The following is a 26,003-nucleotide window of genomic DNA, read 5'->3' as shown; positions in this document are numbered from 1 at the left end:
AAATACATATTTAGTGCGTATATCTTCTTAATTTACTATTTTTGTTCCAAATTTAATTATATAATGACTAAAGTTAAGTTAGACGAAATTGATCACCAGATTCTGGATATGTTAATAGATAACACCAGAACACCATTTACAGATATTGCTAAAAAATTATTAATATCTGCTGGTACTGTACACGTTAGGGTAAAGAAAATGGAAGAAGCCGGAATTATTCAAGGTTCTTCATTAACATTGGACTATGTAAAGTTAGGCTACTCTTTTATTGCTTATGTTGGTATTTTTTTAGAAAAAACACATCAGACAAAATTTGTATTAGAGCGTTTAATTGGCATACCTTACGTTACGGTTGCGCATATTACAACAGGTAAATTTAATATTTTCTGTAAAATTAGAGCAAGAGACACGCAACATGCTAAAAATATTATCTTTAAAATAGATGATATTGATGGTATTAGTAGAACAGAAACAATGATTTCTTTAGAAGAAAGCATTAACGACAAAAAGCGTTTAATGCATACAATTTTTAATGAATTGTAATTTTTTTAATTGAAACAAATTAATAACTAAGAAGCCCAATGTTTTTACATTGGGTTTTTTTTTATTTTTATAATATGAAAGCAACTGAATTAACACCTGAAGATTACAATCCTTATTACAAAGGCTATATAGACTTAGTTGAAGATGTAAGTTTATTAATAGCGTTAGAAAAAGGAAGAGAGCAATTTAAAAAATTATTAGCCGCAATACCTGATGAAAAATTAGTTTTTGCATATGCACCAGAAAAATGGACAATTGCAGAAGCTTTATTACATATTATAGATACCGAACGTATTTTTCAGTATAGGGCAATGCGCTTTTCTAGATTAGATGCAACACCTCTACCTGGTTTTGAACAAGATGATTATGTACCCGTATCTGGAGCAAATAAGAGAACTAAACAAAGTTTACTGCAAGAGTTTTTAGACGTTAGAGCATCTACTATTTCTTTGTTTAAGCATTTAAACGATGATCAGTTAAGGTTTAGAGGTTCTGCTAGTAACTCACCTATGAGTACTGCTGCTGCCGGTTTTGTATTATGTGGACATCAGGAACATCATTCTAAAATAATATTAGAAAGATATATTTAAGAGAGATAGGGGGAGATTGTTTTTATTCGGTTTCCTCTACATCTTCTAAGTTAATAGATGCTGAAGTTTCTAATTCTTTTTCTATAATCTCATCAAAGTTTGCTATAAAATTAGATAAGCTTTTGCTTATTCTTACCATATATACAATCTCTTCTGTTTTTACCTCTACAGCTTCTATACTTTCTCCTTTACTATTTTTAAAGATAATAATGTCTCCGTCTCCATACCCGTGCGGATAAGATTCTATTAATTTAGCGGCTATAGTGTGGTCTAACTTTTTGTAATCTACAATTTTACGTAACATAATAAGTTGGTTTTAGGTTATAAGATCTAAGCTAAAACTTTTTTCACGTAAATTTTGTAAAGAGTTGTGTAACAGGTGTTTTATGTAGGTGTGCTACTTAAACTTTGTAGTATGCAAATGACTTATACAGTAAATCTTCAGAAACTATAACGTCTATTTGGCATTCTCCTATAGTTTTTAATAAAACAAAATTAATATTCCCGTGAGAATTCTTTTTGTCAAACTTTAAATAAGTAAGTATGTTTTTAATATCCTCATCAGTAAAACTAACTTTGCCATACCTATTTATAAAGGTCTTTTTTATAGCGTTTAAAGAATCGTCACTTAAACCTGTAAGCTTGTTACTTAAATACGCTTCTAGCACCATACCAACAGCTATTGCTTCACCATGCAAAAGAGTCTTATGACTTTCACTTTCTAAAAAGTAAGATTCAACCGCGTGTCCTAATGTGTGTCCGTAATTTAATATTTTACGTAGATTTTGTTCTGTAGGATCTTGCATAACAACATCGTTCTTAATAACTACAGAATCATATATAAATTCGTCTAACTTATTAAAGTCAGATACAAGATTAAGTTCGTTCCAGTATTTTTTATCTCTAATTAACCCGTGTTTAAGCATTTCTGCAAAACCACTGTGTAACTGCCTTTCTTCTAGTGTTTCCAAAAAAGAAGAAATAACTAATACCATTTTCGGTAAGTTTATAACGCCAACTTGGTTTTTTAAAGAACCAAGATCAACGCCTGTTTTTCCGCCAACAGATGCATCTACCATAGATAACAGAGTGGTAGGTACATTAATAAAATCTATGCCTCTTTTAAAAGTAGAAGCAACAAAACCACCTAAATCTGTAATAACGCCGCCACCAAGATTAATCATTACACTTTTACGATCTGCATCTAACTCAGATAGTACGTGCCAAACCTGTACGCAGGTTTCTATGGTCTTGTTAATTTCACCTTCTTCAATCTCTATAATTTCATAATTATAATCTCCAAAAATCTGAGACATAAAGCTTGGTAAACAGTGCTGATGTGTGTTTTCATCAACTAAAATAAACACCTTGGAATAGTTAGCTTTTTCTAGGTGAGTATTTAATTCTGTATACGCTTTATCATTAAAATGAACTGAATATGTATTGGCTGAAACTGACTGCATAATTTTTATTTTACTTACCGCAAAATAAAGACATATTTTAGTTATTAGAATACAAAATCTGTATTTATATTTGCTCCTTTACGAAATTGATAAAAATGGAACATATTTTTGAAAATACGGCAACTGCTTTTGCTCTAAAGTCGGATTCTGAATTAGAGAGAGCGTATTTTTTGTTTAAACTAATAGCGAATGAACCGTTGGTACGTATTGGTACTGCTGTTACTAATTTTGCTATTAAAGCCCATTTGCCCGTAGAGGGTTTAATAAGGGCCACGGTTTTTGATCATTTTTGTGGAGGTGTTAATGAAGAAGATTGTATGCCTGTTGCAGATAAAATGTACGATAAGAAAGTAAGTACTATTTTAGATTATTCTGTAGAAGGCAAAGAGGATGAGAGTCATTTTGATGATGCTTACGAGAAAATTTTGCATGTATTAGATTTTGTTAAAGAAAAAGAATCTATACCGCTAGCGGTATTTAAGCCAACAGGTTTTGGAAGGTTCATTCTTTTTGAAAAGGTAGGTGCAGGTATTACACTTACAGATGCAGAGCAATTAGAATGGGATAGAATTGTCTCTAGATTTGATAAAGTCTGCAAAAAAGCTCACGATTTAGATGTAGCTCTTTTAGTTGATGGAGAAGAAAGTTGGATGCAGGATGCAGCAGACGATTTATGTGCGCAAATGATGCGTAAATACAATAAAGAAAAAGTTGTAGTGTATAATACACTACAAATGTACAGATGGGATAGACTAAATTATCTTAAAAAACTACATGTAGAAGCTAAAGAAGAAGGCTTTAAAATAGGGATGAAGGTGGTTCGTGGTGCTTATATGGAAAAGGAAAACGACAGAGCTGAGAAAAAAGGCTATCCAACCCCAATTTGTGCTAGTAAAAAAGCTACTGATGACAATTTTGATTCTGCTGTTGCTTATATGGTAGATAATTTAGATACAATGTCTATTTTTATGGGAACCCATAATGAGAATAGTTGTTATGATTTAGTGCGAATAATGAAAGAAAAAAACATTGCACATTCTGATCCTCGTATTTGGTTTGGGCAATTATATGGTATGAGTGATCATATCTCTTTTAACCTCGCGGATAAAGGTTACAATGTGGCAAAATACCTACCTTTTGGACCTGTTAGAGATGTTATGCCGTACTTAATACGTAGGGCGGAGGAAAATACTTCTGTTGCTGGGCAAACTACTAGGGAGCTATCTTTATTAAAAGAAGAACGTAAGCGAAGAAAAATAAAATAACTATAATTATTGCATAAAAAAAAGGTGAGTTTTTAAAACTCACCTTTTTTTTTATGTCCTATACCAAAATAGTTATTTTTCTATTTTAATTTTATCTACAAGTACTTTGTTTGTGCAGTTAACAACCGTTAAAACTGCTTCCTTTTCTTTTACTAGGCCTTCAATTTTATAAGTTTTGCAAGGTGTAGACTTTGTATCACTACTACCAAAATCTATTTCTCCATCTGTTAAGAAGTGAGCTACCGCAGTAGAATCTAGGCTTTTATTTGTAAAAAGCACTTTAATTTCATCTGAATATGATAAAGGTTTAGATCTTAGATCTTTTAGAACTCTACAATTAGGAAAGTAGCAAAATTCTGTTCCTGTATCTTCTGATTTCTTTTTAAGGAAAAAAGTTAAAAATACAATACCGATTGATAGTCCGACTAAATACCATCCCAATCGTTTTATAAAAGCCATAAATTAAAAAATTAAAAAATTGATATCACTATACTGCAAGTCGTACCATTCTCCTACAGATTTGTTTGTTAAAATTCCGTGGTACATATATAATCCGTTACGCAAACCTTTATCAAAACGCAAGGCATTTTCCATTCCGCCATCTTCACCAATCTTTAAAAGGTAAGGTGTAAAAATGTTACTAATAGAAATAGAAGATGTTTTAGGGTATCTAGATGGTATGTTAGGTACGCAATAGTGCACAACACCGTGTTTGGTTATTGTTGGCTTGTTGTGTGTTGTTAGTTCAGACGTTTCAAAACACCCCCCCATATCTATACTAACATCTATAATTACAGCATCTTTTTTCATACTTTCTACCATTGTTTCTGTAACAACAACAGGGCAACGGTCTTTACCACGAATAGCACCAATTGCAACATCGCATCTTTTTAAAGATTTTAAAAGGTTTTTTGGTTGTATGGTAGATGTATAAACTGTTTGCTTAAGGTTGGTTTGTATTTGTCTTAATTTGGTAATAGAATTATCAAATATCTTAACATTTGCACCTAGTCCAATTGCAGATCTTGCAGCAAATTCGCCTACAGTTCCAGCTCCAATAATAACAACCTCTACAGGTGGTACACCGCTTATGTTACCAAACATTAAGCCGTTACCATCATTGGTTGTTGCCATTAGTTCTGATGCTATTAAGACTGATGAGATGCCTGCAATTTCACTTAAAGAACGAACAGCAGGGTATTTACCATCTTCATCTTGTATGTATTCAAAAGCAATAGCTGTAATTCGTTTTTTAGCTAATTCTTCAAAATACTTTTTAGATTGTGTTTTAATTTGAAGTGCAGATATAATTGTAGTCTGCGGATTTAGCATTTGTATTTCCGATAGCGTAGGTGGTTCTACCTTTAAAATAAGAGGACAAGAGAAAACCTTTTTTGTGTCCTTTGTAACTTCTGCACCAGCGTTTGTATAGTCTAAATCAGAAAAACTTGCACTTTCACCAGCTCCAGATTCAATTAAAACTCTATGACCATTACTTGTTAAAGCATTTACAGCGTCTGGAGTTAAACAAATTCTTTTTTCTTGGTATTGGTTCTCTTTAAGGATGCCAATAAATATCTCGCCTTTTTTTCTAAGTATTTCTAGCTTTTCTTCCTGTGGTATTAATTGGTATTTGCTAAATGGCGAAGAAGGCTGATTCATATCCGTTAGAGTTTATTAGTCTGACCATCAAAATTACAATTTTATTTTTGAAAATTGTGGGTATAAATGGGATTTACTAAGCTATTGTTAAAAACTGATTTTTCGCACTGTAGGGCTTATTACCTCTAGCTTTATGTTAGTAGCGTCTTCTGGTAAAAAAGAACTTATTTTCTCCGGCCACTCTATAAATACCCATTTATTTGCGTAGAAATAGTCTTCTACACCAATATCTAAAGCTTCCATTTCATCTTCAAGCCTATAAAAATCAAAATGATAAGCTAGTGTTTCGTTAGCTGTATTTTGATATTCATTAACAATACCAAAAGTAGGGCTAGATGTGTCGCCAATGCAGCCCAATTGCTTAACAATTGCTTTTATTAGTGTGGTTTTACCTGCACCCATTTCGCCATAAAAACATAATGTCTTAGTTGGCGCTTTCTTTATTATTTCCTCAGCAATTAGCTGAATTTCTTCTGTGGAAAAAGTTTTGTTCATTTTTGTAAAATACGGTCTGCAAATATAAAACGGTACTGTATTAAAAGCAATTATCTAGGCTCTAAAACTACAAACGGAATAATCATTTCTTCTAGTGAAACACCTCCGTGTTGGTAAGTGTTTCTGTAATAACTTACATAGTGATTGTAGTTATTTGGATAAGCAAAGAATAAATCGTTTTTAGCAAAAATATAAGAGCTACTCATATTAATAGTAGGCAACTGCAAAGAAGCTGGTTTTTTAGCCGATAATACATCTTTATCTTCATAAGATAAACTTCTACCTGTCTTATACCTTAAGTTTAAACTAGTGTCTTTATCTCCAACAACCTTAGATGGTTGCTTAACGTTAATTGTACCGTGATCTGTAGTAATAATTAATTTTTGACCCATTGCTTGTGCCTGCTGAATAATCTCTAACAAAGGAGAATTTTTAAACCAACTTACAGTTAAAGATCTGTAGGCTTTGTCATTACTAGCAAGCTCTTTTATTACTTCCATTTCTGTTTTAGAGTGAGAAAGCATATCAACAAAATTATAGACAATAACAGTTAAGTCGTTCTCTTTTTGCGACTTGTAATTTTGAGATAAATGTTTTCCTTGCTTAAGGCTACTAATTTTATGGTAATCCCATTTTAAATCTAAACCAAGTCTTTTTAACTGTGCTCCAAGAAAATCTGCCTCGTGTAAATTTTTACCACCTTCTTCTGTATCGTTTTTCCACCATTCTGGATGTCTTTTCTCCATTTCTAAAGGAGTTAAACCAGAAAAAATAGCGTTACGTGCATATTGAGTGGCAGTAGGTAGTATGCTATAATAAGGAGTTTCTTTTGTTTTTTTATAAAACGAGTTTACAGTGTTTTCAAAAGCAAGCCATTGATCGTACCTTAAGTTATCTACAACAACTAATAAGGTAGATTTTCCTTTTAATTCTGGTGAAATTAATTTTTTAAATAAGTTGTGTGATAAAACAGGAGCATCACCGCCAGAAAACCATTCAGGGTAGTTTTTTTCAATAAATTTCCCAAACTGATTATTAGCTTCTATCTTTTGAGATTCTAAAATTTCAAACATTCCAGTATCTTCAATCTCCTCTAACTGCAACTCCCAATGGATAAGATTTTTATACAAATCTGCCCATTCTTCAAAAGAATTTACCATAGACAAACCCATAGCTATTTTACGAAATTCTTGTTGGTAGTTAGATGTTGTTTTTTCTGAGATCAACCTAGAGTGATCTAAACTCTTTTTAAGACTTAAAAGTATTTGATGAGGGTTAACAGGCTTAATAAGGTAATCTGCTATTTTAGAGCCAATTGCCTCTTCCATTATAAGCTCTTCTTCACTCTTAGTAATCATTACAACAGGTAGCGTAGTGTGCACTTTTTTTATTTCAGTAAGTGTTTCTAAGCCACTAATTCCAGGCATATTTTCATCCAAAAAAACAATATCAACTTTGGTTGTTTCTAACTCTTCTAAAGCTTCTCTTCCGCTTTGGCAGGTTACTACCTCATAATTTTTCTTTTCTAAAAAAATAATGTGTGGTTTAAGTAAATCTATTTCATCATCTACCCAAAGTATTGTAATCTTGTTCATTTAGTGTCTATATTTGTAATTGTAAAGAAAGAAGATTTTGATTATATCTAACAAACTTAAAATATTCAATGATCCAATTTACGGATTTATTGGCATACCTAGCACTCTAATTTTTAATATTATTGCGCACCCTTATTTTCAAAGGCTTCGCAGAATATCTCAAACAGGATTAACTTATTTGGTTTATCCTGGTGCACAGCACACTAGGTTTCAGCATGCAGTTGGATGTATGCATTTAATGCAACAAGCAGTGCAAATACTTCGTCTTAAAGATGTGGAAATATCTACTAAAGAAGAGGAGGGGCTTTTATGTGTTATTTTGTTGCACGATATTGGTCACGGACCATTTTCCCATGCAATGGAACATACAATTGTAGAAGGTGTAGATCATGAAGCTATATCACTGGTTTTTATGCAACAATTAAATAAGGAATTTAATGGCGCCTTAGATACCGCAATTGCTATTTTTAAAAAAGAACATCCAAAGAAATTTTTAAACGATTTAGTGTCTAGTCAACTAGATATGGATAGGTTAGATTATTTAAAAAGAGATAGCTTTTACACAGGTGTTGCAGAGGGTAATATTAATGCAGAACGCCTAATTACAATGCTTAACGTAGCAGATGGTGATTTGGTTGTAGAAGAAAAAGGTATCTACTCGGTAGAGAAATTTTTAATGGCTCGCAGGTTTATGTACTGGCAAGTATATTTACACAAAACTGGCTTAGTAGCAGAGCAATTATTAATTAAAACTTTGCACAGAGCTAAAGCATTAATAAATAATGGACACGATTTGCCGTGTAGTTCTATTTTGTCTTTTTTTATGAAAAACAAGATTGAATTAAAGGATTTTAAAGCTGATGTAATAGCAAAATTTGCTGAGTTAGATGATGTAGATATTATGGCAGCTATTAAGGAGTGGCAATATCAAGACGATTTTGTACTTTCTACTTTAAGTAAAATGATATTACACAGAGATTTACTTCATATTAAAATGAAGAAAAAACCAATATCTGTAATTAAGCTAAAAAAAGAGTTTACTGCTTTTAAGGAGAAACACAATTTATCTGATGAAGAAACAGCTTATTTTGTTTTTAGTGGAGAAATTAAAAACACTGCTTATGTGCAAAACACACAACCTATTAAGGTTTTAAGAGATAATGGTAAAATTACAGATGTTTTAAAAGCATCTGACCAGTTAAATAGTAAAACATTATCTAAAACGGTTACAAAGTATTATGCTTGCTATCCTAAAATATAATGGGTGTAATGTATTTTTTTTGTAAAGTAATTTAATAAACATTACACCGTTATATAGTGTAAAACACAGCGTTTTACACTGTTTTATTGCAACAGAAGGCAAGTAAAGTATAATCATTTCACTATTTTTCTTACTTTTGTGGCCGTTAATTATGGTTTTATACAAAACCTTAAATAGTTACAAATTTATAATAAGGATAAAATACCTTTAAAATTAATTAACAACACGTGAAGTTTACAGCTAGTCAAATTGCAGGTATTTTAGAAGGAGAAGTTCAGGGCGACCCTGAAATTTCTGTACATACACTTGCTAAAATAGAAGAAGGTGAAGCGGGCTCGCTTACTTTTTTAGCTAATCCAAAATATACACCACATTTATATACTACAAAAGCATCTATTACCATCGTTAATAATGATTTTGTACCTGAAAAGAAATATACAACTACTTTAATTAAAGTAGAAGATGCTTATCAAGCTTTTGCCAAATTATTATCTTATTACGATCAGGTTAAAAATGATAAAAGCGGAATAGAGCAGCCTGTTTATGTAGATAAATCTTCAGTTTATGGAGAGGATATTTACTTAGGAGCATTTTCTTATATCGGCAAAAATGTAACCATTGGTAAAAATGCCAAAATATATCCAAACGCTTATATTTCAGATAATGTTACAATAGGTGATAATGTCTCTATTTTTTCTGGAGCAAAAATATGTTCAGACTCTATAATAGGCAATAACTGTGTAATACACACAGGGGTTATTATAGGATCAGACGGATTTGGTTTTTCTCCCAATACAGATGGTACATTTACAAAAATTCCTCAGATAGGGAATGTTATATTAGAAGATAGTGTAGATGTTGGTGCTGGCACCACTATAGATAGAGCAACAATGGGTTCTACTATAATTAGAAAAGGTGTTAAACTAGACAACCAAATACAAATAGCACACAATGTAGAAATAGGTGAAAATACCGTTATTGCAGCGCAAACGGGTATTGCAGGCTCTACAAAAATTGGTAAAAATTGTATGATTGGTGGTCAAGTTGGTATTGTTGGCCATATTGTTATTGGCAACAATGTACGCATACAAGCACAATCTGGCATAGGAAAAAACATAAAAGATAATGAAGTATTACAAGGGTCCCCAGCTATGAATTATGGTGATTTTAATAAGTCGTACGTTCATTTTAGAAACTTACCTAAAATAGTAAACGGAATAAATAACATTGAAAAAAAGTTTGATGGCAAATAAACCCAATGTAAAACAGAGAACTATAGCAAAAGAAGCAACACTTACGGGTGTTGGTTTACACACAGGTGAAAAAGTAACAATGAAGTTTTTACCTGCTCCAGAGAACCATGGCTATGCATTTAAACGTATAGACTTAGAAGGAGAACCAGTTATAGAGGCAGACGCAAATTACGTAGAAAATACACAACGTGGTACTAATTTAGAAAAGAGAGGTGTAAAAATCCAAACTCCAGAACACGTCTTGGCTGCATTGGTTGGTTTGGAAATAGACAATGTTTTAATAGAGTTAAATTCTCCGGAACTTCCTATTATGGACGGTTCTTCTAAATACTTTGTAGAAGCATTAGAAAGTGCTGGTGTAGTAGAACAAAAGGCAGATAGGGAAGAATATATTGTAAAAGATGTTATTTCTTATAAAGATGAAGCTACAGGTAGTGAAATTACTATAATACCTTCTGACGACTACCAAGTAACTACAATGGTAGATTTTGGAACAAAGGTGTTGGGCACTCAGAATGCTACTTTACTAAAGCTAGCCGACTTTAAAGAGGAAATTGCAAGTGCAAGGACTTTTAGTTTTTTGCATGAACTAGAAATGTTATTAGAACACGGACTTATCAAAGGAGGTGACCTTAATAATGCTATAGTTTATGTAGATAAAGAAATTTCTGAAGAAACAATGACAAAGCTTGAAAAAGCTTTTGGAAAGGATAAATTATCTGTTAAACCAAACGGAATTTTAGACAACTTAACTTTGCACCAACCTAATGAGGCTGCAAGACATAAATTGTTAGATGTTATTGGTGATTTGTCTTTAACAGGAATAAGAATCCGTGGTAAAGTAATAGCTAATAAGCCAGGTCATTTTGTAAACACACAGTTTGCAAAAAAACTAGCTAAGATTATAAAATTAGAAAAAAGAAATAGTGTTCCTAAGTACGATTTAAGCTTACCTCCATTGATGGATATTCATCAAATTATGGATATGCTTCCACATAGGCCACCATTCTTATTAATAGATAGGATACTGGAGTTGTCTGATTCCCATGTTGTTGGAATGAAGAATGTTACTATGAACGAACCTTTCTTTGTTGGACATTTCCCAGGAGCACCTGTAATGCCAGGAGTTTTACAAGTAGAGGCAATGGCGCAAACAGGAGGAGTTTTAGTTTTAAGCACTGTTCCAGATCCAGAAAATTACTTAACTTTCTTTATGAAGATTGATAAAGTTAAGTTTAAACAAAAGGTTTTACCAGGAGATACATTAATATTTCACTGTAGCCTAATAACACCAATACGCAGAGGAATATGTCATATGCAAGCGTATGCTTATGCAAATGATAAATTAGTTTGTGAAGCCGAAATGATGGCACAAATAGCAAAAAAACAATAGAATGAATCAACCTTTAGCGTATATACACCCAGGTGCTAAAATTGCAAAAAACGTTGTTGTAGAGCCTTTTACAACAATACATAATAATGTAGTAATAGGAGAAGGTACTTGGATAGGATCTAACGTAACTATTATGGAAGGTGCAAGAATTGGAAAAAATTGTAATATTTTTCCAGGAGCAATTATTTCAGCTACACCACAAGATCTAAAATATGCAGGAGAAGAAACTATTGTAGAAATAGGAGACAACACCACAATTAGAGAATGTGCTACAATTAACAGAGGTACATCTGATAGACAAAAAACTAAAATTGGAAAAAACTGCTTAATTATGGCATATTGCCACATTGCGCATGACTGTTTTGTTGGTGATAATTGTATCTTTTCTAACAATTCTACTTTAGCAGGCCACGTAACAGTGGGAGATAATGTTGTATTAGCTGGTTTGGTAGCAGTGCATCAATTTGTATCTATAGGTAATCATGCGTTTGTAACGGGTGGTTCTTTAGTACGTAAAGATGTTCCTCCTTTTGTAAAAGCAGCTAGAGAACCTTTATCTTATGTGGGTATCAATTCTGTTGGTTTACGTAGAAGAGGCATATCAGCAGAAAAAATTAGAGAAGTTCAGAATATATATAGAATATTATATCAAAAAAATTATAACAATAGCCAAGCTGTAGAGATTATTGAAGCGGAAATGGAAGCAACTCCAGAACGTGATGAAATTCTTCAGTTTATCAGGGATTCTCAAAGAGGAATTATGAAAGGTTATTTTAGTTCAAATTAAATAAAAGTATGGCATCAACATCAGACATTAGAAAAGGATTGTGTATTAGATACAATCACGATATTTTTAAAATTATTGAATTTTTACACGTTAAACCTGGTAAAGGTCCAGCTTTTGTAAGAACCAAGTTAAAAAGTGTTACTACTGGTAAGGTAATAGATAATACTTTTTCTTCTGGTCATAAAATTGAAGATGTTCGTGTAGAAACACGTTCGTACCAATTTTTATATGCAGAAGGTACTACCTATAATTTTATGAATACGGACGATTACAATCAAATCACTTTAGAAGAAAGTAGTTTAGATTCTCCTGGTTTATTAAAAGAAGGAGAAGTGGTAACTATTTTGTTTAACACAGAAGATAGTTTACCATTATCTGTAGATATGCCTGCTAGTGTTATTTTAGAGGTTACTTATACAGAACCTGGAGTAAAAGGTAATACAGCAACAAATGCAACTAAACCAGCAAAAGTAGAGACGGGTGCAGAAGTTAATGTTCCTCTTTTTATTAATGAAGGCGACAAAATTAAAGTTGATACAGAAAAAGGTTCTTATATGGAACGTGTTAAGGAGTAATTCTTAACTTTTTGGATTTATATAAATAGATAGTTTAGAGATTTGAAATTTCCTATTCCACATACATTAAAGCAAATTGCAGCTATTATAGACTGTACATTTGTTGGTGAAGATAGTTTCTCTGTTCTAGGAATGAACGAGATACATGTAGTTACTGCCGGAGATATTGTTTTTGTTGATCACCCAAAGTACTATGACAAGGCATTGCAATCTAAAGCTACTATTATTTTAATTAATAAAGAAGTAGATTGCCCAGAAGGGAAAGCATTGCTAATTTCTGATGATCCTTTTAGGGATTTTAATAAACTAACAGCTTATTTTAAGCCTTTTCAAAAATCTGTTTCTACAATTTCTGAAACAGCAGTATTAGGAGAAAATACAATAGTACAACCAAATTCTTTTGTTGGCAACAACGTAAAAATTGGAAAAAACTGCGTAATACACTCTAATGTTGCTATTTATGACAATTGTGTTATAGGTGACAATGTTACTATACACGCAGGTTCTGTGTTAGGTGCAGATGCTTTTTATTACAAGAACAGACCCCAGGGTTTTGATAAGTTATTATCTGGAGGTAGAGTTGTAGTAGAAAACAATGTAGATATAGGAGCATTGTGCACTATAGATAAAGGTGTTACAGGAGATACAACCATTGGTGAAGGCACAAAGCTAGACAACCAAGTACATGTTGGTCATGATACCATAATTGGTAAAAAGTGCTTAATAGCATCGCAAACAGGTATTGCAGGCTGTGTAATTATAGAAGACGAAGTTACTTTATGGGGGCAAGTTGGTACAACCAGCGGTATTACAATTGGTAAAAAAGCAGTTGTAATGGGGCAAACAGGAGTTACAAAATCTATTCTAGGTGGTAAAAGTTATTTTGGTACACCAATAGAAGAGTCTAGGGAAAAACTGAGGCAATTAGCCAATGTTAAAAAAATACCATCTATTTTAGAAAATATTAAAAATAAATAAACAAAGAATACTTTAATAATCGCAAACAAAGCTATATTTTTGTGAGGCGAAAAAATAACAAACGATATAATGAGTGTTTTAGTAAATAAAGATTCCAAAATAATTGTACAAGGTTTTACAGGTAGTGAAGGTACTTTTCACGCTGAACAAATGATTGAATACGGTACCAACGTAGTTGGTGGTGTTACACCAGGTAAAGGTGGTCAAGAGCATTTAGGAAGACCAGTTTTTAATACGGTTTTAGAAGCTGTAGAAAAAGTAGGTGCAGATACTACTATTATATTTGTTCCGCCAGCATTTGCTGCAGATGCAATTATGGAAGCTGCTAACGCAGGTATCAAAGTAATTATTACGATTACAGAAGGTATTCCTGTTGCAGATATGGTAAAAGCTGCTGATTATATTAAAGATAAAGATTGTCGTTTAATAGGCCCTAACTGTCCAGGTGTCATTACTCCAGGCGAAGCTAAAGTTGGTATTATGCCAGGTTTCGTTTTCAAAAAAGGAAAAGTAGGTATTGTTTCTAAATCTGGTACATTAACGTACGAAGCTGCTGATCAAGTAGTAAAACAAGGTTTAGGTATTACAACTGCAATTGGTATTGGTGGAGATCCTATTATTGGAACAACTACGAAAGAAGCTGTTGAGTTATTAATTAACGATCCAGAAACTGAATGTGTTGTTATGATTGGTGAAATTGGAGGTCAATTAGAAGCAGATGCTGCTAACTGGTACAAAGCTTCTGGTAGCAAAAAGCCAATCGTTGGTTTTATAGCGGGTGAAACTGCTCCAGCAGGACGTACAATGGGTCATGCAGGTGCAATTGTAGGAGGGTCTGATGATACTGCTCAAGCTAAAAAAGCAATTATGAGAGAATGTGGTATTCACGTTGTAGATTCTCCAGCAGAAATTGGTAAAAAAGTTAAAGAAGTAATGGGTTAATTGTAAGCCATTATATAAATTATATAAAAAAGTGTCTACTTCTTAGTAGACACTTTTTTTGTTTTATATTTTAATGTAAATTAGAAGTATAAATAACTAACTCGTTATGAAAAACTTATTCACTAAAGAGGATGTTCTTTTTACTAAAAAAAGAATAGCTAAGCTAACTCCATGTACTAAGCCACTATGGGGCAAAATGCGAGTTGACCAAATGTTAGCACATTGCAATGTTATCTATGAGATGACTTATGAGAACAAGCACCCTAAGCCAAATGCATTTAAAAAATTTATACTGAAAACTTTTGTAAAAAACGCAGTAGCAGGACCTAAGCCTTACCCAAAGAATGGCAGAACGGCAACTGAGTTTATAATTGCAGATGAAAGAGATTTTGACGAAGAAAAGAGTCGCTTATTTGCTTATTTAGATAATACTGAACAATTGGGGGCAACACATTACAATGGTAGAGAGTCACATTCATTTGGAAAGTTAACCGATGTAGAATGGAATACAATGTTCTATAAACATTTAGATCATCATTTAAAACAATTTGGGGTTTAGAAAAAAAATAAAGAGGCTATAAATTGTAAAGCCTATACCTTTTTGTTTTTCAATCTTAAAAAATAGAGGTATGCCTTTTAAAGGTGTAAAACATATCCTATATTTGACTTGCAACAACGCAAAATTTTATTACATGAAATTGTTAGAAGGAAAAAACGTAATTATTACTGGTGCCAGTAGAGGTATTGGTATGGGAATAGCAAAGGTATTTGCAGATAATGGCGCAAATGTAGCGTTTACATATAGTTCTAGTGAAGCTCCTGCTTTAGAATTAGAAAAAGAATTAACAGCTAAAGGCGTAAAAGCTAAAGCATACAAAAGTAATGCAGCTAGTTTTACACAAGCTGAAGAATTAGTGGCTAATGTATTAGAAGATTTTGGCGGTATAGATGTGTTAATTAACAACGCTGGTATAACTAAAGATAATTTACTAATGCGTATGGGAGAAGACGATTTTGACTCTGTAATAGAGATTAACTTAAAGTCGGTTTTTAATATGACAAAGGCTGTACAACGTACTTTTTTAAAGCAACGTAAAGGTTCTATTGTAAATATGAGTAGCGTTGTTGGTGTTAAAGGTAATGCCGGACAAACAAATTATGCAGCGTCCAAAGCCGGAATGATTGGTTTTACCAAGTCTGTAGCTTTAGAATTAGGTTCTAGAAACATAAGATGTAATGCAATTGCACCAGGTTTTATAGAAACTGAAATGACAGATAAGTTAGATGAAAAAGTTGTTCAAGGATGGAGAGATGGTATTCCTTTAAAAAGAGGTGGTTCTCCAGATGATGTGGCCAACGCTTGTTTGTTCTTTGCTTCAGATATGTCTGCTTACGTTACTGGCCAGGTACTAAACGTAGATGGCGGAATGCTAACTTAGGAACTAGTTAAATAAATTTATATTGAAAAATAGAGACAATTAATACATGCAAATTACAACTGTAGTGTGGATTTTAGTAGCAGTAGTTTTTTCGCTGCTTATAGTCTTATTTCAAAATTATTATAAAACCAAAAGGAGAGGAAAACTTATTGTTTTTCTCTCCTTTTTACGATTTTTAGGTGTTTTTGGCGTTCTTTTATTGCTAATTAATCCAAAAGTAACCAAAACTACGTACGATTTAGAAAAATCAAACCTTGTAGTTTTAACAGATAATTCTGCTTCTATAAAAAATAGCAAGTCTATCTCTTCTGTCAAAAAAATAGTAGAAAATTTTACAGCTGATAAGGAGCTTAAGGATCGTTTTAGAGTAACCTCTTATTCTTTTGGATCTGAACTAAACTCAGTAACCGACTCCCTTTCTTTTAACGATAAAAACACAAATATAGGTGCAGCTTTACAATCAATTAAAGAAGTTTACAGAAACAACAATACAACCGTTATTTTATTGTCTGATGGCAACCAGACTTTAGGTCAGGATTATGAGTTTTTTGGAACTTCCTCTAAAATAGCAGTATACCCTGTGGTTATTGGTGATACCACAAGTTATGAAGATTTAAAAATAACTCAGGTAAATAAAAATAATTACGCTTTTTTAAAGAACAAATACCCTTTAGAGGTTTATGTTTCTTATACTGGAGATAAGACTGTTACAAAAGTATTTACCATATCAGAAAATGGTAAAAATGTATATAGAGAAAACTTAACTTTCTCTAAAAATGACAACACTAAAGTTGTAACCACAAATGTTGATGCTAAAACCATTGGAGTAAAAAAAATTACAACTACCATTGGATCAATTCCAAATGAAAAAAACATAGTAAATAACACAAAAACTGTTGCTATAGAGGTTATAGATGAGAAAACTAACATCGCAATTATTTCTGCAGTAGAACACCCGGATTTAGGAGCTTTAAAAAAAGCAATAGAAAGTAACGAGCAACGCTCTGTTACTATTTTAAAGCCAACAACCACTAGTAATGATTGGAAAAATATAGATTTATTTATTCTATATCAACCAACAGAAGCTTTTAAGAGTGTCTTTAGCTACGCTACAAATTCTAACAGAAACTCATTAATAATTAGCGGTTTACAAACCGATTGGAATTTTTTAAACAAGGTGCAAAATACGTATGTTTTTGAAAACGGATATCCTGTGCAAGAAGTGATACCTGTTTTAAATGCTTCGTTTTCTAAGTTTGATGTTTCAGAATTTTCAATAAACGATTTTCCTCCGTTGAGAAGCAATGTTAGCCCGTTATTTCCAAAAAGTTTAAATCAAACTATATTAAAAACAAAAATAAGAGGTGTTTCTATAGAGACGCCATTACTTTCTATAAACGAGGGTGAAAATAATAAACAAGCATTTTTGTTTGGAGAAGATATTTGGAAGTGGAGAATGCAAACCTATAGAAACGAAAAAGACTTTAAGACTTTTGATGATTTCATAGGAAAGCTTGTGTTGTATTTATCATCTAACACTCCTAAAAATAGGTTTATTTTAGATTACAAACAGATTTATTTAGGAAGTAATGAAGCTGTTATTAGAGCTTCTATTTTTGATGAAGCCTTTGAGTTTGATACCAATGCTACGGTATCATTAAAAATACAGAATAAAGAAAAAACAATAAACAAAATAGTTCCAATGTTATTAAACCAACTAAACTATGTAGCAGATTTAAGTGATCTACCTTCTGGAGATTACAATTTTACGGCAACTGTTACTGGAATTAATAGCTCTAAGTCAGGAACTTTTTCCATATTAGATTATGATTTAGAACAACAATTTTCTTCTAGTAATTATAAAAAATTGAACAGACTAGCAAAAAGTACAAACGGAGCATTATTTTATGCCAATAATACAGGAAGTTTAAAGCAACAATTATTATCTAAACAAGAGTACAAACCAGTACAGAAGAGCAAAGAAAATATCGTACCTTTGGTAGAATTTAAATTTCTATTAAGCTTTATTTTACTGGTGTTTGCAGTAGAATGGTTTGTTAGAAAATATAACGGTTTAACTTAAAAATAACTATGGAAAGATTACCTAAGATTGCATTGCCTGTGATGTTTATTGCAGTATTAATTATTGTTTTAATATTTAAATCGTCAGTGACTATTGGTCCTGGTGAAGGAGGAGTTCTTTTTGAGCAATTTGGTGAGGGTATAGTTACAGATAAAACTTATAGTGAAGGGCTACATATCATTGCTCCTTGGAACAGTATGATTATTCGTATCGTTAGACAACAGTCTATTTCTGATGAAATGAATGTGCTTTCTGTAAACGGTTTAGAAGTTAAAGTAAACGGAACAATTTGGTACGAACCTGAATATGACAATTTAGGTAAACTGATAAAAACTAAAGGAGAGGATTATGAACAAGAACTTTTAGACCCTGCCGTAAATGCTGCTGCAAGAAGCGTAGTAGGTCGTTACACTCCAGAACAACTATATTCTAGTAAGCGTGATGTTATTGAGCAAGAAATTTTAGAAGAAGTGACATTACTTTTAAAGGATCAATACTTAACAGTAAAAAGAGTATTAGTAGAAGATGTAAAATTACCTGTTACAATTAAAAATGCAATTGAAGGTAAATTAAAGCAAGAGCAAGAGTCTTTAGAATACGAGTTTAGACTAGTTACGGCTAAGAAAGAAGCAGAAAAGGTAACTATAGAAGCACAAGGTAAAGCAGATGCAAACAAAATATTAAGTGCATCTTTAACGGATAAAATTTTGCAAGATAAAGGTATAGAAGCTACTATTAAATTATCTGAGTCTCCTAACTCTAAAGTAATAGTAATTGGTAGTGGTGACTCTGGTTTGCCATTAATTTTAGGAAACCAATAAATTAACGCTTGTTTGTTAAGAAATTATTAATAGTGAACTAAAAATATAAATTCTCTTTTATATAATAGAAATAAGTTTTACTTTTACAGCATAATGAGAAACAATAACACACATCATCATCACTTTACACCTTGCTATCAAGCGAGCTAGAAGTGTTTTGCAGTGTTTAAACATAAATCTAACCCGTTTGAGAAATCAAACGGGTTTTTTGTTTTTAATCCATTTTGATTTCTTGAACACATACTAAAAAAAAGAATGACTAAAATTAGAATTGCAATTCAGAAAAGTGGACGTTTAAATGAAGATTCCATAGCCCTTTTAAAAGACTGTGGTATATCTATAGACAACGGTAAAGACCAATTAAAAGCGTCTTCAAGAAATTTTCCAATGGAAGTTTTTTACCTTAGAAATGGTGATATTCCTCAGTATTTAAGAGATGGTGTAGTAGATATTGCTATTATTGGAGAAAATGTTTTAATTGAAAAAGGAGAAGATCTTACGTTTTCAGAAAGATTAGGTTTCTCTAAATGTAAAGTATCATTAGCGGTTCCAAAATCGTTTAAATATACCTCTGTTCAAGATTTTCAAGGAAAACGCATAGCAACATCATACCCTAATACAGTAAAAAACTATTTAGCAACTAAAGGTGTTACTGCAGATTTACACATTATTAATGGTTCTGTAGAAATTGCGCCAAATATTGGTTTAGCAGATGGTATTTGCGATATCGTTTCTAGTGGTAGTACTTTGTTTAAGAACAACCTTAAGGAAGTAGAAGTAATGCTAACTAGCGAAGCAGTTTTAGCTGTTTCTCCTAAAATATCAGAAGAACGTAAAGAAATATTAAGTCAGTTAGAGTTTAGAATTGAATCTGTTTTAAGAGCTAGACAATCTAAATATGTGCTTTTAAACGCACCTAATGAAAAATTAGATACCATTATATCATTATTACCAGGAATGCGTAGTCCTACTGTATTACCATTAGCAGAAGAAGGATGGAGTTCTGTACACACTGTTATAAACAAGGATAAATTCTGGGAAGTAATTCAGGAATTAAAAAAAGAAGGCGCAGAAGGAATTTTGGTTTGTCCAATTGAAAAAATGGTATTGTAATGAATAAAATTGATAATCCACCTATTGTAGATTGGAAACAAGTTTTAGAAAGGCCAACACAAACTGTTGCAGATATAGAAAGTACTGTGGTTTCTGTTTTTACTGAAGTAAAACAAGATGGCGATAGTGCTATAAAAAAGTACACAGAGAAGTTTGATAGTGTTTCTTTAGATTCTAGCATCGTTTCTACAGCAGAGATTAATGAAGCTGAAGAGTTAGTATCAGAAGAACTAAAAAAAGCGATACAATTAGCTAAGAGTAATGTTGAAACTTTTCACAAAGCACAGAAAACAGAAAAGGTAAGTGTACAAACTGCAAACGGAGTAGACTGTTGGCAAGAAAAAAGACCAATTCAAAAAGTTGGTTTATATATTCCTGGCGGTACAGCACCCTTATTTTCTACCATTTTAATGCTGGCTACACCCGCTAATATTGCAGGTTGTAAAGAGATTGTATTGTGCTCTCCTCCTAATAAAGAAGGAAAAATAAATCCGGCTATTTTGTACGCAGCAAATTTATGTGGTGTTACCAAAATATACAAAGTTGGTGGCATACAAGCCATTGCAGCTATGACGTTTGGTACAGAAACAATACCACAAGTATATAAAATATTTGGCCCTGGCAACCAATTTGTTACTGTAGCGAAACAAATAGCAACTAAATACGGTGTAGCAATAGATATGCCTGCAGGTCCAAGTGAACTTTTAGTTTTAGCAGATGATACAGCAAACGCGGCATTTGTAGCATCAGACTTATTAAGTCAGGCAGAACACGGCACAGATAGTCAAGTTATATTAGTATCTACTTCTAAAAAAATGATTGCTGCGGTAGAAACTGAAGTTGAAAAACAATTAGCCGTTTTACCACGTGTAGAAATAGCTACAAAAGCCATTGAAAATAGTAAGCTCATTTATATAGAAACAATAGAAATTGCTATGCAATTAATTAATGAATACGCTCCAGAACACTTTATTGTTTGTGTAGAAAATGAAGATTACGTTTTAAACACAATTGAAAATGCTGGTTCTGTATTTATTGGCAACTATACGCCAGAAAGTGCTGGTGATTACGCTTCTGGCACCAACCACACATTACCAACAAACGGCTATGCTAAGCAATATAGTGGTGTTAACTTAGACAGTTTTACTAAGAGTATTACATTTCAAAAAATATCTAAACAAGGTATACAAAAAATAGGAGAGGCAATAGAACTAATGGCAGATGCAGAAGGTTTACAAGCACACAAAAATGCAGTTACTTTACGTTTAAATAGCTTAAAATAATGAAGGATTTTAACTTAGATAAATTAACTAGGGAAAATGTAAAAGGACTTAGTCCGTATTCTTCTGCTAGGGATGAGTATGTTTCTGATGGTGCAGAAATGGTATTTTTAGATGCCAATGAGAATCCATACCAAAATGGTGTAAATAGATATCCAGATCCGCAACAACGTAGCTTAAAATCTATTTTAGCGAATCAAAAAGGAATTGCATCAGAAAATTTACTTTTGGGTAATGGTAGTGATGAAGTTTTAGATTTAATCTACAGAGCATTTTGCGAGCCAAAGGAAGATAATATTATAACATTACCACCAACTTACGGTATGTATAAAGTATTATCTGGTATTAATAATGTAGAGAATAAAGAAGTATTACTTACGACTGATTTTGAACCTAATGTTGATGAAATTTTAGCTGTAGCAAATAAGAATAGTAAAATTTTGTTTTTATGCTCACCTAATAATCCAACTGGTAATAGCTTTGCAGCAGAAAAAATGCATCAGTTGCTAAAAGATTTTAAAGGTTTGGTGGTTGTAGACGAAGCTTATATTGACTTTTCAGCTCAAAAAAGTTGGGTTTCGCAACTAGATAAATATCCTAATTTAATTGTTACTCAAACCTTATCTAAAGCTTATGGTTTGGCAGGTATAAGATTAGGAATCTGTATTGCATCAAAAGAAATTATATCAGTTTTAAACAAAATAAAACCACCATATAATGTAAATGAATTAACTCAGCAAAGAGCAAAAGAACGAGTTTTAGATATAGAATCTGTAAAAAGAGAAGTATCTGATATAATGACTGAAAAGGATTGTTTATCTAAAGTTTTACTTCAGGTTAATTATGTTGAAAAAGTATATGCTTCTGACGCTAATTTTATTCTTGCTAAAGTTGACGATGCTACAAAAAGATACAATCAGCTTTTAGAAAAAGGTATTGTAATACGGAACAGAACAACGCAACCTTTGTGTAAAAATACGTTGCGCTTTACAGTAGGTACAGCAGAAGAAAATAGTAAATTAATAAACGCACTAAACCAAATTAATAACTAACCGTAATTCTTTTGTGAAATTGAATTGCAACGAACTTTAGAAAATGAAAAAAGTATTATTTATAGATAGAGACGGTACCATAATTAAAGAAACGGTAGACGAACAAATAGATGCATTTGAAAAAATGATTTTTTACCCAAAAGCATTTACTTTTTTAGGAAAAATAGCTAAGGAGCTAGATTACGAATTGGTTATGATTACCAATCAAGATGGTTTAGGTACAGACGTTTTTCCGGAAGATACATTTTGGCCAGTACAAAATTTTATTTTAAAGTCTTTTGAAAATGAAGGTGTTGTTTTTGATAAGGTTTTTTTAGACAGAACTTTTCCACACGAAAATGCCAATACACGTAAACCAGGAACTGGCTTGCTAACAGAATATTTTTCAGCTGATTATGATTTGGCCAATTCTTTTGTAATTGGAGATCGTTTAACGGATATAGAACTAGCTAAAAACTTAGGATCTAAGGGTGTTTTTATTAACGATGAAACCAATCTTGGTACAGGTGAAATTACTGTAAAAAGAGAAGAGTTAAACGATGTTATTGCTTTAGAAAGTAATGATTGGGAAAAAATATACGAGTTTTTAAAGCTAAAAGATAGAGTTTCTGAAGTTACACGTAAAACCAACGAAACAGATATTTACATTAACGTAAATTTAGATGGTACTGGTAAGAGTGACATAAAAACAGGATTATCTTTCTTTGATCATATGCTAGACCAATTGGCACGTCACGGTCAAATGGACTTAGAAATTAAAGTAAATGGCGATTTAGAAGTAGATGAACACCACACTATAGAAGATACCGCTATTGCTTTAGGTGAAGTGTTTGCTAAGGCATTAGGAACAAAATTAGGAATAGAACGTTATGGTTTTTGTTTGCCAATGGACGACTGCTTAGCACAAGTAGCTATAGATTTTGGAGGTAGAAACTGGTTGGTTTGGGATGCTGATTTTAAGCGTGAAATGGTAGGAGATATGCCAACGGAAATGTTTTTACACTTTTTTAAATCGTTTTCAGACGGAGCAAAAGCAAACTTGAATGTAAAAGCAGAAGGTGTAAACGAACATCATAAAATTGAAGCTATTTTTAAAGCATTTGCAAAAGCAATAAAAATGGCTGTAAAAAGAGATGTAGAAAAAATGGTTTTACCTAGTACAAAGGGAATGCTATAAATAGTTATAATACTTAAAGTTTAAGATGAAAATAGTAATTATAAATTACGGAGCAGGAAATATACAGAGCATTAAATTTGCTATAAAACGACTTGGTTTTGAGGCAGTTTTAACAGATAATGTAAACGAAATTCTTGCTGCAGATAAAGTAATTTTTCCTGGCGTAGGTGAAGCTAGTAGTGCAATGAGTAAGTTACGTGCTAGTGGTTTAGATGCTCTAATTCCCACTTTAAAACAACCTGTTTTGGGTATTTGTTTGGGTATGCAATTAATGTGTAACGCATCTGAAGAAGGAAACACAACTGGGTTAGGAATTTTTAATGTTGATGTTGTAAAGTTTTCAAACAAGGTAAAGGTGCCACAGATTGGATGGAATGAGATATCAAACTTAAAAACTAATTTATTTAATACTATAAAAGAAAACGCCCATATTTATATGGTTCATAGTTTTTATGCTCCAGTTACTAATGAGACCATCGCAACATCTAATTATGATATAGATTACAGTGCGGCATTACAAAAAAATAATTTTTACGGAACTCAATTTCACCCAGAAAAAAGTAGTGAAGTAGGAGAGCAGATTTTGAGGAATTTTCTGGAAATGTAGAAGTTTAATTAAGTCCAAAGTTAACAAGCAATTAAGTCTTTATATTTTTTTACAAAAAAACAAAAATGAGAATAATACCAGCAATAGATATTATAGATGGCAAATGTGTACGCTTGTCTAAAGGAGATTACAACACTAAAAAAATATATAACGAGAACCCTCTAGAAGTTGCAAAAGAATTTGAGGCTCACGGTATAGAGTATTTACATTTAGTAGACCTTGACGGGGCAAAGTCTAAACACATAGTAAACCATAAGATTTTAGAGCAAATAGCTTCTAAAACAAACCTAAAAATAGATTTTGGTGGCGGATTAAAGTCAGATGAAGACTTACGTATAGCCTTTGAGAGCGGAGCTAACCAAATTACTGGTGGCAGTATTGCTGTTAAGGATAGAGAGGTATTTGGTTCTTGGCTTCAGAAATTTGGTGCGGATAAAATTATCTTAGGTGCAGATGCTTTGGATGAAAAAGTAGCCGTATCTGGTTGGTTAGAAGAATCTAAAGAAGAATTAGTGCCATTTATACAAGAATACCAAAAACAAGGCGTGAGCTATGTAATTTGTACAGATATAAGTAAAGATGGTATGTTAGAAGGTCCTTCTTTTGATTTATATTCAAAGATATTAGCCTCTTCTGACAAAGGGTTGAAACTAATAGCAAGTGGAGGAATCTCTACTTATGATGAACTTCCTGAATTAGCCGAAATTGGCTGTGAAGGAACTATAATTGGGAAAGCTATTTATGAAAATAGAATTTCTATGAAACAATTAGAAGAATTTATATTAAATAAATAAGAACTTAGAATAGAGAGTATAGAAAATAGGCATCTATTTCTTTTCTCTTTTTTCTATGATCCATAAATATTATGTTAACAAAAAGAATAATACCCTGTTTAGATATTAAAAACGGCCGTACAGTAAAAGGAATCAATTTTGTTGATTTACGTGATGCTGGTGATCCGGTAGAACTGGCAGAGATTTATGCAAGAACAGGAGCAGACGAACTTGTTTTTTTAGACATATCTGCAACTGAAGAACGTAGAAAAACCTTAGCAGATTTAGTATTGCGTGTTGCAGAGAAAGTAAATATTCCGTTTACTGTTGGTGGTGGCATATCTTCTATTGAAGATGTAGATATATTGCTGCAAAACGGTGCAGATAAGGTATCTATAAATTCATCTGCAGTTAAAAATCCGCAATTAATAAACGATTTAGCAGCCAAATTTGGTTCGCAATGTGTTGTTGTTGCTATAGATGCTAAAAGCATAGATGGTACTTGGGTTGTACACTTGGTTGGGGGTAAAGTACCAACAGAGCTTAATTTGTTTGATTGGGCTAAAGAAGTAGAAGAAAGAGGAGCAGGAGAAATTCTATTTACTTCTATGGATAATGATGGTACAAAAGATGGTTTTGCTAATGAAGCCTTGGCTAGGTTATCAACTGAGTTAAATATTCCAATTATAGCTTCTGGTGGCGCAGGTACAATGCAACATTTTACAGATACTTTTAAAGAGGGTAAAGCAGATGCAGCATTAGCAGCGAGTGTTTTTCACTTTAAAGAAATAGAAATAAAAGATTTAAAAGAAGAATTAAAAACTAACGGCATACCTGTTAGATTATAATATATATA

The 26,003-nt window shown here is 32.3% G+C and carries 27 protein-coding genes; 21 read left to right on the top strand and 6 right to left on the bottom strand.

What is annotated here, in order from left to right; translation table 11 throughout:
- Positions 1-63 precede the first annotated feature (63 nt).
- Together BT107_RS03070 and BT107_RS03065 are read left to right on the top strand one after the other, a co-directional pair.
- A complete protein-coding gene (locus BT107_RS03070) occupies positions 64-543 on the top strand; it encodes an Lrp/AsnC family transcriptional regulator (protein ID WP_013622539.1) in 480 nt (159 codons plus the stop codon).
- 74 nt (positions 544-617) lie between these two features.
- Positions 618-1,133 (top strand): DinB family protein, encoded by a 516-nt coding sequence (locus BT107_RS03065; RefSeq protein ID WP_072302282.1) that lies wholly within the window; start codon positions 618-620, stop codon positions 1,131-1,133.
- A gap of 22 nt (positions 1,134-1,155) precedes the next feature.
- On the opposite strand, the gene BT107_RS03060 is transcribed toward BT107_RS03065, so the two are convergent.
- Together BT107_RS03060 and aroB are read right to left on the bottom strand one after the other, a co-directional pair.
- Complete coding sequence (locus tag BT107_RS03060) at positions 1,156-1,437, bottom strand: hypothetical protein (RefSeq protein WP_072302281.1); 282 nt, start codon at positions 1,435-1,437, stop codon at positions 1,156-1,158.
- A gap of 97 nt (positions 1,438-1,534) precedes the next feature.
- Positions 1,535-2,596 (bottom strand): 3-dehydroquinate synthase, encoded by a 1,062-nt coding sequence (gene aroB, locus BT107_RS03055; protein WP_072302280.1) that lies wholly within the window; start codon positions 2,594-2,596, stop codon positions 1,535-1,537.
- A 95-nt stretch (positions 2,597-2,691) separates the two neighbouring features.
- Here aroB and BT107_RS03050 point away from each other — a divergent pair, with 95 nt between their 5' ends.
- The gene (locus BT107_RS03050) at positions 2,692-3,861 is read left to right on the top strand and encodes a proline dehydrogenase family protein (RefSeq protein WP_072302279.1); all 1,170 of its coding nucleotides are present in this window, start codon (positions 2,692-2,694) and stop codon (positions 3,859-3,861) included.
- Positions 3,862-3,933: 72 nt separating this feature from the next.
- Here the strand turns inward: BT107_RS03050 and BT107_RS03045 are convergent, their stop codons facing one another.
- The 4 genes from BT107_RS03045 to porX all read right to left on the bottom strand — a co-directional run bounded on the left by BT107_RS03045 (position 3,934) and on the right by porX (position 7,613).
- Positions 3,934-4,320 carry a hypothetical protein gene (locus tag BT107_RS03045; protein WP_072302278.1) on the bottom strand — a complete coding sequence of 129 codons (387 nt, stop codon included), beginning with the start codon at positions 4,318-4,320 and terminating at the stop codon, positions 3,934-3,936.
- 3 nt (positions 4,321-4,323) lie between these two features.
- A complete protein-coding gene (locus BT107_RS03040; RefSeq protein ID WP_072302277.1) occupies positions 4,324-5,523 on the bottom strand; it encodes an alanine dehydrogenase in 1,200 nt (399 codons plus the stop codon).
- An 87-nt stretch (positions 5,524-5,610) separates the two neighbouring features.
- Complete coding sequence (gene tsaE, locus BT107_RS03035; RefSeq protein WP_072302276.1) at positions 5,611-6,018, bottom strand: tRNA (adenosine(37)-N6)-threonylcarbamoyltransferase complex ATPase subunit type 1 TsaE; 408 nt, start codon at positions 6,016-6,018, stop codon at positions 5,611-5,613.
- 50 nt (positions 6,019-6,068) lie between these two features.
- The gene (gene porX / locus BT107_RS03030; RefSeq protein WP_072302275.1) at positions 6,069-7,613 is read right to left on the bottom strand and encodes a T9SS response regulator signal transducer PorX; all 1,545 of its coding nucleotides are present in this window, start codon (positions 7,611-7,613) and stop codon (positions 6,069-6,071) included.
- A gap of 37 nt (positions 7,614-7,650) precedes the next feature.
- On the opposite strand from porX, the gene BT107_RS03025 reads away from it, so the two are divergent.
- The 18 genes from BT107_RS03025 (at position 7,651) to hisF (ending at position 25,995) form a co-directional block, all read left to right on the top strand.
- The gene (locus BT107_RS03025; protein ID WP_072302274.1) at positions 7,651-8,874 is read left to right on the top strand and encodes an HD domain-containing protein; all 1,224 of its coding nucleotides are present in this window, start codon (positions 7,651-7,653) and stop codon (positions 8,872-8,874) included.
- A gap of 227 nt (positions 8,875-9,101) precedes the next feature.
- Positions 9,102-10,127: a UDP-3-O-(3-hydroxymyristoyl)glucosamine N-acyltransferase gene (gene lpxD / locus BT107_RS03020; protein ID WP_072302273.1), complete on the top strand. Its 1,026-nt coding sequence runs from the start codon at positions 9,102-9,104 to the stop codon at positions 10,125-10,127.
- Complete coding sequence (locus BT107_RS03015; protein WP_072302897.1) at positions 10,117-11,520, top strand: bifunctional UDP-3-O-[3-hydroxymyristoyl] N-acetylglucosamine deacetylase/3-hydroxyacyl-ACP dehydratase; 1,404 nt, start codon at positions 10,117-10,119, stop codon at positions 11,518-11,520. Before lpxD ends, BT107_RS03015 begins: the two co-directional genes overlap by 11 nt.
- Before the next feature lies 1 nt (position 11,521).
- Positions 11,522-12,307 carry an acyl-ACP--UDP-N-acetylglucosamine O-acyltransferase gene (gene lpxA / locus BT107_RS03010; RefSeq protein WP_072302272.1) on the top strand — a complete coding sequence of 262 codons (786 nt, stop codon included), beginning with the start codon at positions 11,522-11,524 and terminating at the stop codon, positions 12,305-12,307.
- An 8-nt stretch (positions 12,308-12,315) separates the two neighbouring features.
- Positions 12,316-12,882 carry an elongation factor P gene (efp, locus tag BT107_RS03005; RefSeq protein WP_072302271.1) on the top strand — a complete coding sequence of 189 codons (567 nt, stop codon included), beginning with the start codon at positions 12,316-12,318 and terminating at the stop codon, positions 12,880-12,882.
- A gap of 42 nt (positions 12,883-12,924) precedes the next feature.
- Positions 12,925-13,860, top strand: coding sequence for a UDP-3-O-(3-hydroxymyristoyl)glucosamine N-acyltransferase (locus tag BT107_RS03000; protein WP_072302270.1), 936 nt, complete (start codon positions 12,925-12,927; stop codon positions 13,858-13,860).
- A gap of 69 nt (positions 13,861-13,929) precedes the next feature.
- Complete coding sequence (gene sucD / locus BT107_RS02995; RefSeq protein WP_072302269.1) at positions 13,930-14,802, top strand: succinate--CoA ligase subunit alpha; 873 nt, start codon at positions 13,930-13,932, stop codon at positions 14,800-14,802.
- Positions 14,803-14,908: 106 nt separating this feature from the next.
- Positions 14,909-15,361: a DUF1569 domain-containing protein gene (locus BT107_RS02990; RefSeq protein WP_072302268.1), complete on the top strand. Its 453-nt coding sequence runs from the start codon at positions 14,909-14,911 to the stop codon at positions 15,359-15,361.
- A gap of 133 nt (positions 15,362-15,494) precedes the next feature.
- The gene (gene fabG, locus BT107_RS02985; RefSeq protein WP_072302896.1) at positions 15,495-16,241 is read left to right on the top strand and encodes a 3-oxoacyl-[acyl-carrier-protein] reductase; all 747 of its coding nucleotides are present in this window, start codon (positions 15,495-15,497) and stop codon (positions 16,239-16,241) included.
- Between the two features lie 46 nt (positions 16,242-16,287).
- The gene (locus tag BT107_RS02980) at positions 16,288-18,324 is read left to right on the top strand and encodes a vWA domain-containing protein (RefSeq protein ID WP_072302267.1); all 2,037 of its coding nucleotides are present in this window, start codon (positions 16,288-16,290) and stop codon (positions 18,322-18,324) included.
- An 8-nt stretch (positions 18,325-18,332) separates the two neighbouring features.
- On the top strand, positions 18,333-19,145 hold the full coding sequence (locus BT107_RS02975; protein WP_072302266.1) for a prohibitin family protein: 813 nt from the start codon (positions 18,333-18,335) through the stop codon (positions 19,143-19,145).
- 255 nt (positions 19,146-19,400) lie between these two features.
- Positions 19,401-20,258: an ATP phosphoribosyltransferase gene (gene hisG, locus BT107_RS02970; protein WP_072302265.1), complete on the top strand. Its 858-nt coding sequence runs from the start codon at positions 19,401-19,403 to the stop codon at positions 20,256-20,258.
- Positions 20,258-21,541, top strand: a complete 1,284-nt coding sequence (hisD, locus tag BT107_RS02965) for a histidinol dehydrogenase (protein ID WP_072302264.1) — start codon at positions 20,258-20,260, stop codon at positions 21,539-21,541. Before hisG ends, hisD begins: the two co-directional genes overlap by 1 nt.
- Entirely contained in the window at positions 21,541-22,590 is a 1,050-nt protein-coding gene (gene hisC / locus BT107_RS02960; RefSeq protein ID WP_072302263.1) for a histidinol-phosphate transaminase, read from the top strand. Before hisD ends, hisC begins: the two co-directional genes overlap by 1 nt.
- Before the next feature lie 43 nt (positions 22,591-22,633).
- Positions 22,634-23,767 carry a bifunctional histidinol-phosphatase/imidazoleglycerol-phosphate dehydratase HisB gene (hisB, locus tag BT107_RS02955; RefSeq protein ID WP_072302262.1) on the top strand — a complete coding sequence of 378 codons (1,134 nt, stop codon included), beginning with the start codon at positions 22,634-22,636 and terminating at the stop codon, positions 23,765-23,767.
- Between the two features lie 25 nt (positions 23,768-23,792).
- Complete coding sequence (gene hisH, locus BT107_RS02950) at positions 23,793-24,374, top strand: imidazole glycerol phosphate synthase subunit HisH (RefSeq protein WP_072302261.1); 582 nt, start codon at positions 23,793-23,795, stop codon at positions 24,372-24,374.
- A gap of 65 nt (positions 24,375-24,439) precedes the next feature.
- Complete coding sequence (hisA, locus tag BT107_RS02945) at positions 24,440-25,168, top strand: 1-(5-phosphoribosyl)-5-[(5-phosphoribosylamino)methylideneamino]imidazole-4-carboxamide isomerase (RefSeq protein ID WP_072302260.1); 729 nt, start codon at positions 24,440-24,442, stop codon at positions 25,166-25,168.
- Positions 25,169-25,239: 71 nt separating this feature from the next.
- On the top strand, positions 25,240-25,995 hold the full coding sequence (gene hisF / locus BT107_RS02940) for an imidazole glycerol phosphate synthase subunit HisF (protein WP_072302259.1): 756 nt from the start codon (positions 25,240-25,242) through the stop codon (positions 25,993-25,995).
- Positions 25,996-26,003: the final 8 nt, after the last annotated feature.

Source organism: Cellulophaga fucicola (assembly GCF_900119145.1).
Classification (GTDB): domain Bacteria; phylum Bacteroidota; class Bacteroidia; order Flavobacteriales; family Flavobacteriaceae; genus Cellulophaga; species Cellulophaga fucicola.
This window is presented reverse-complemented; position numbering and strand designations above follow the sequence as displayed.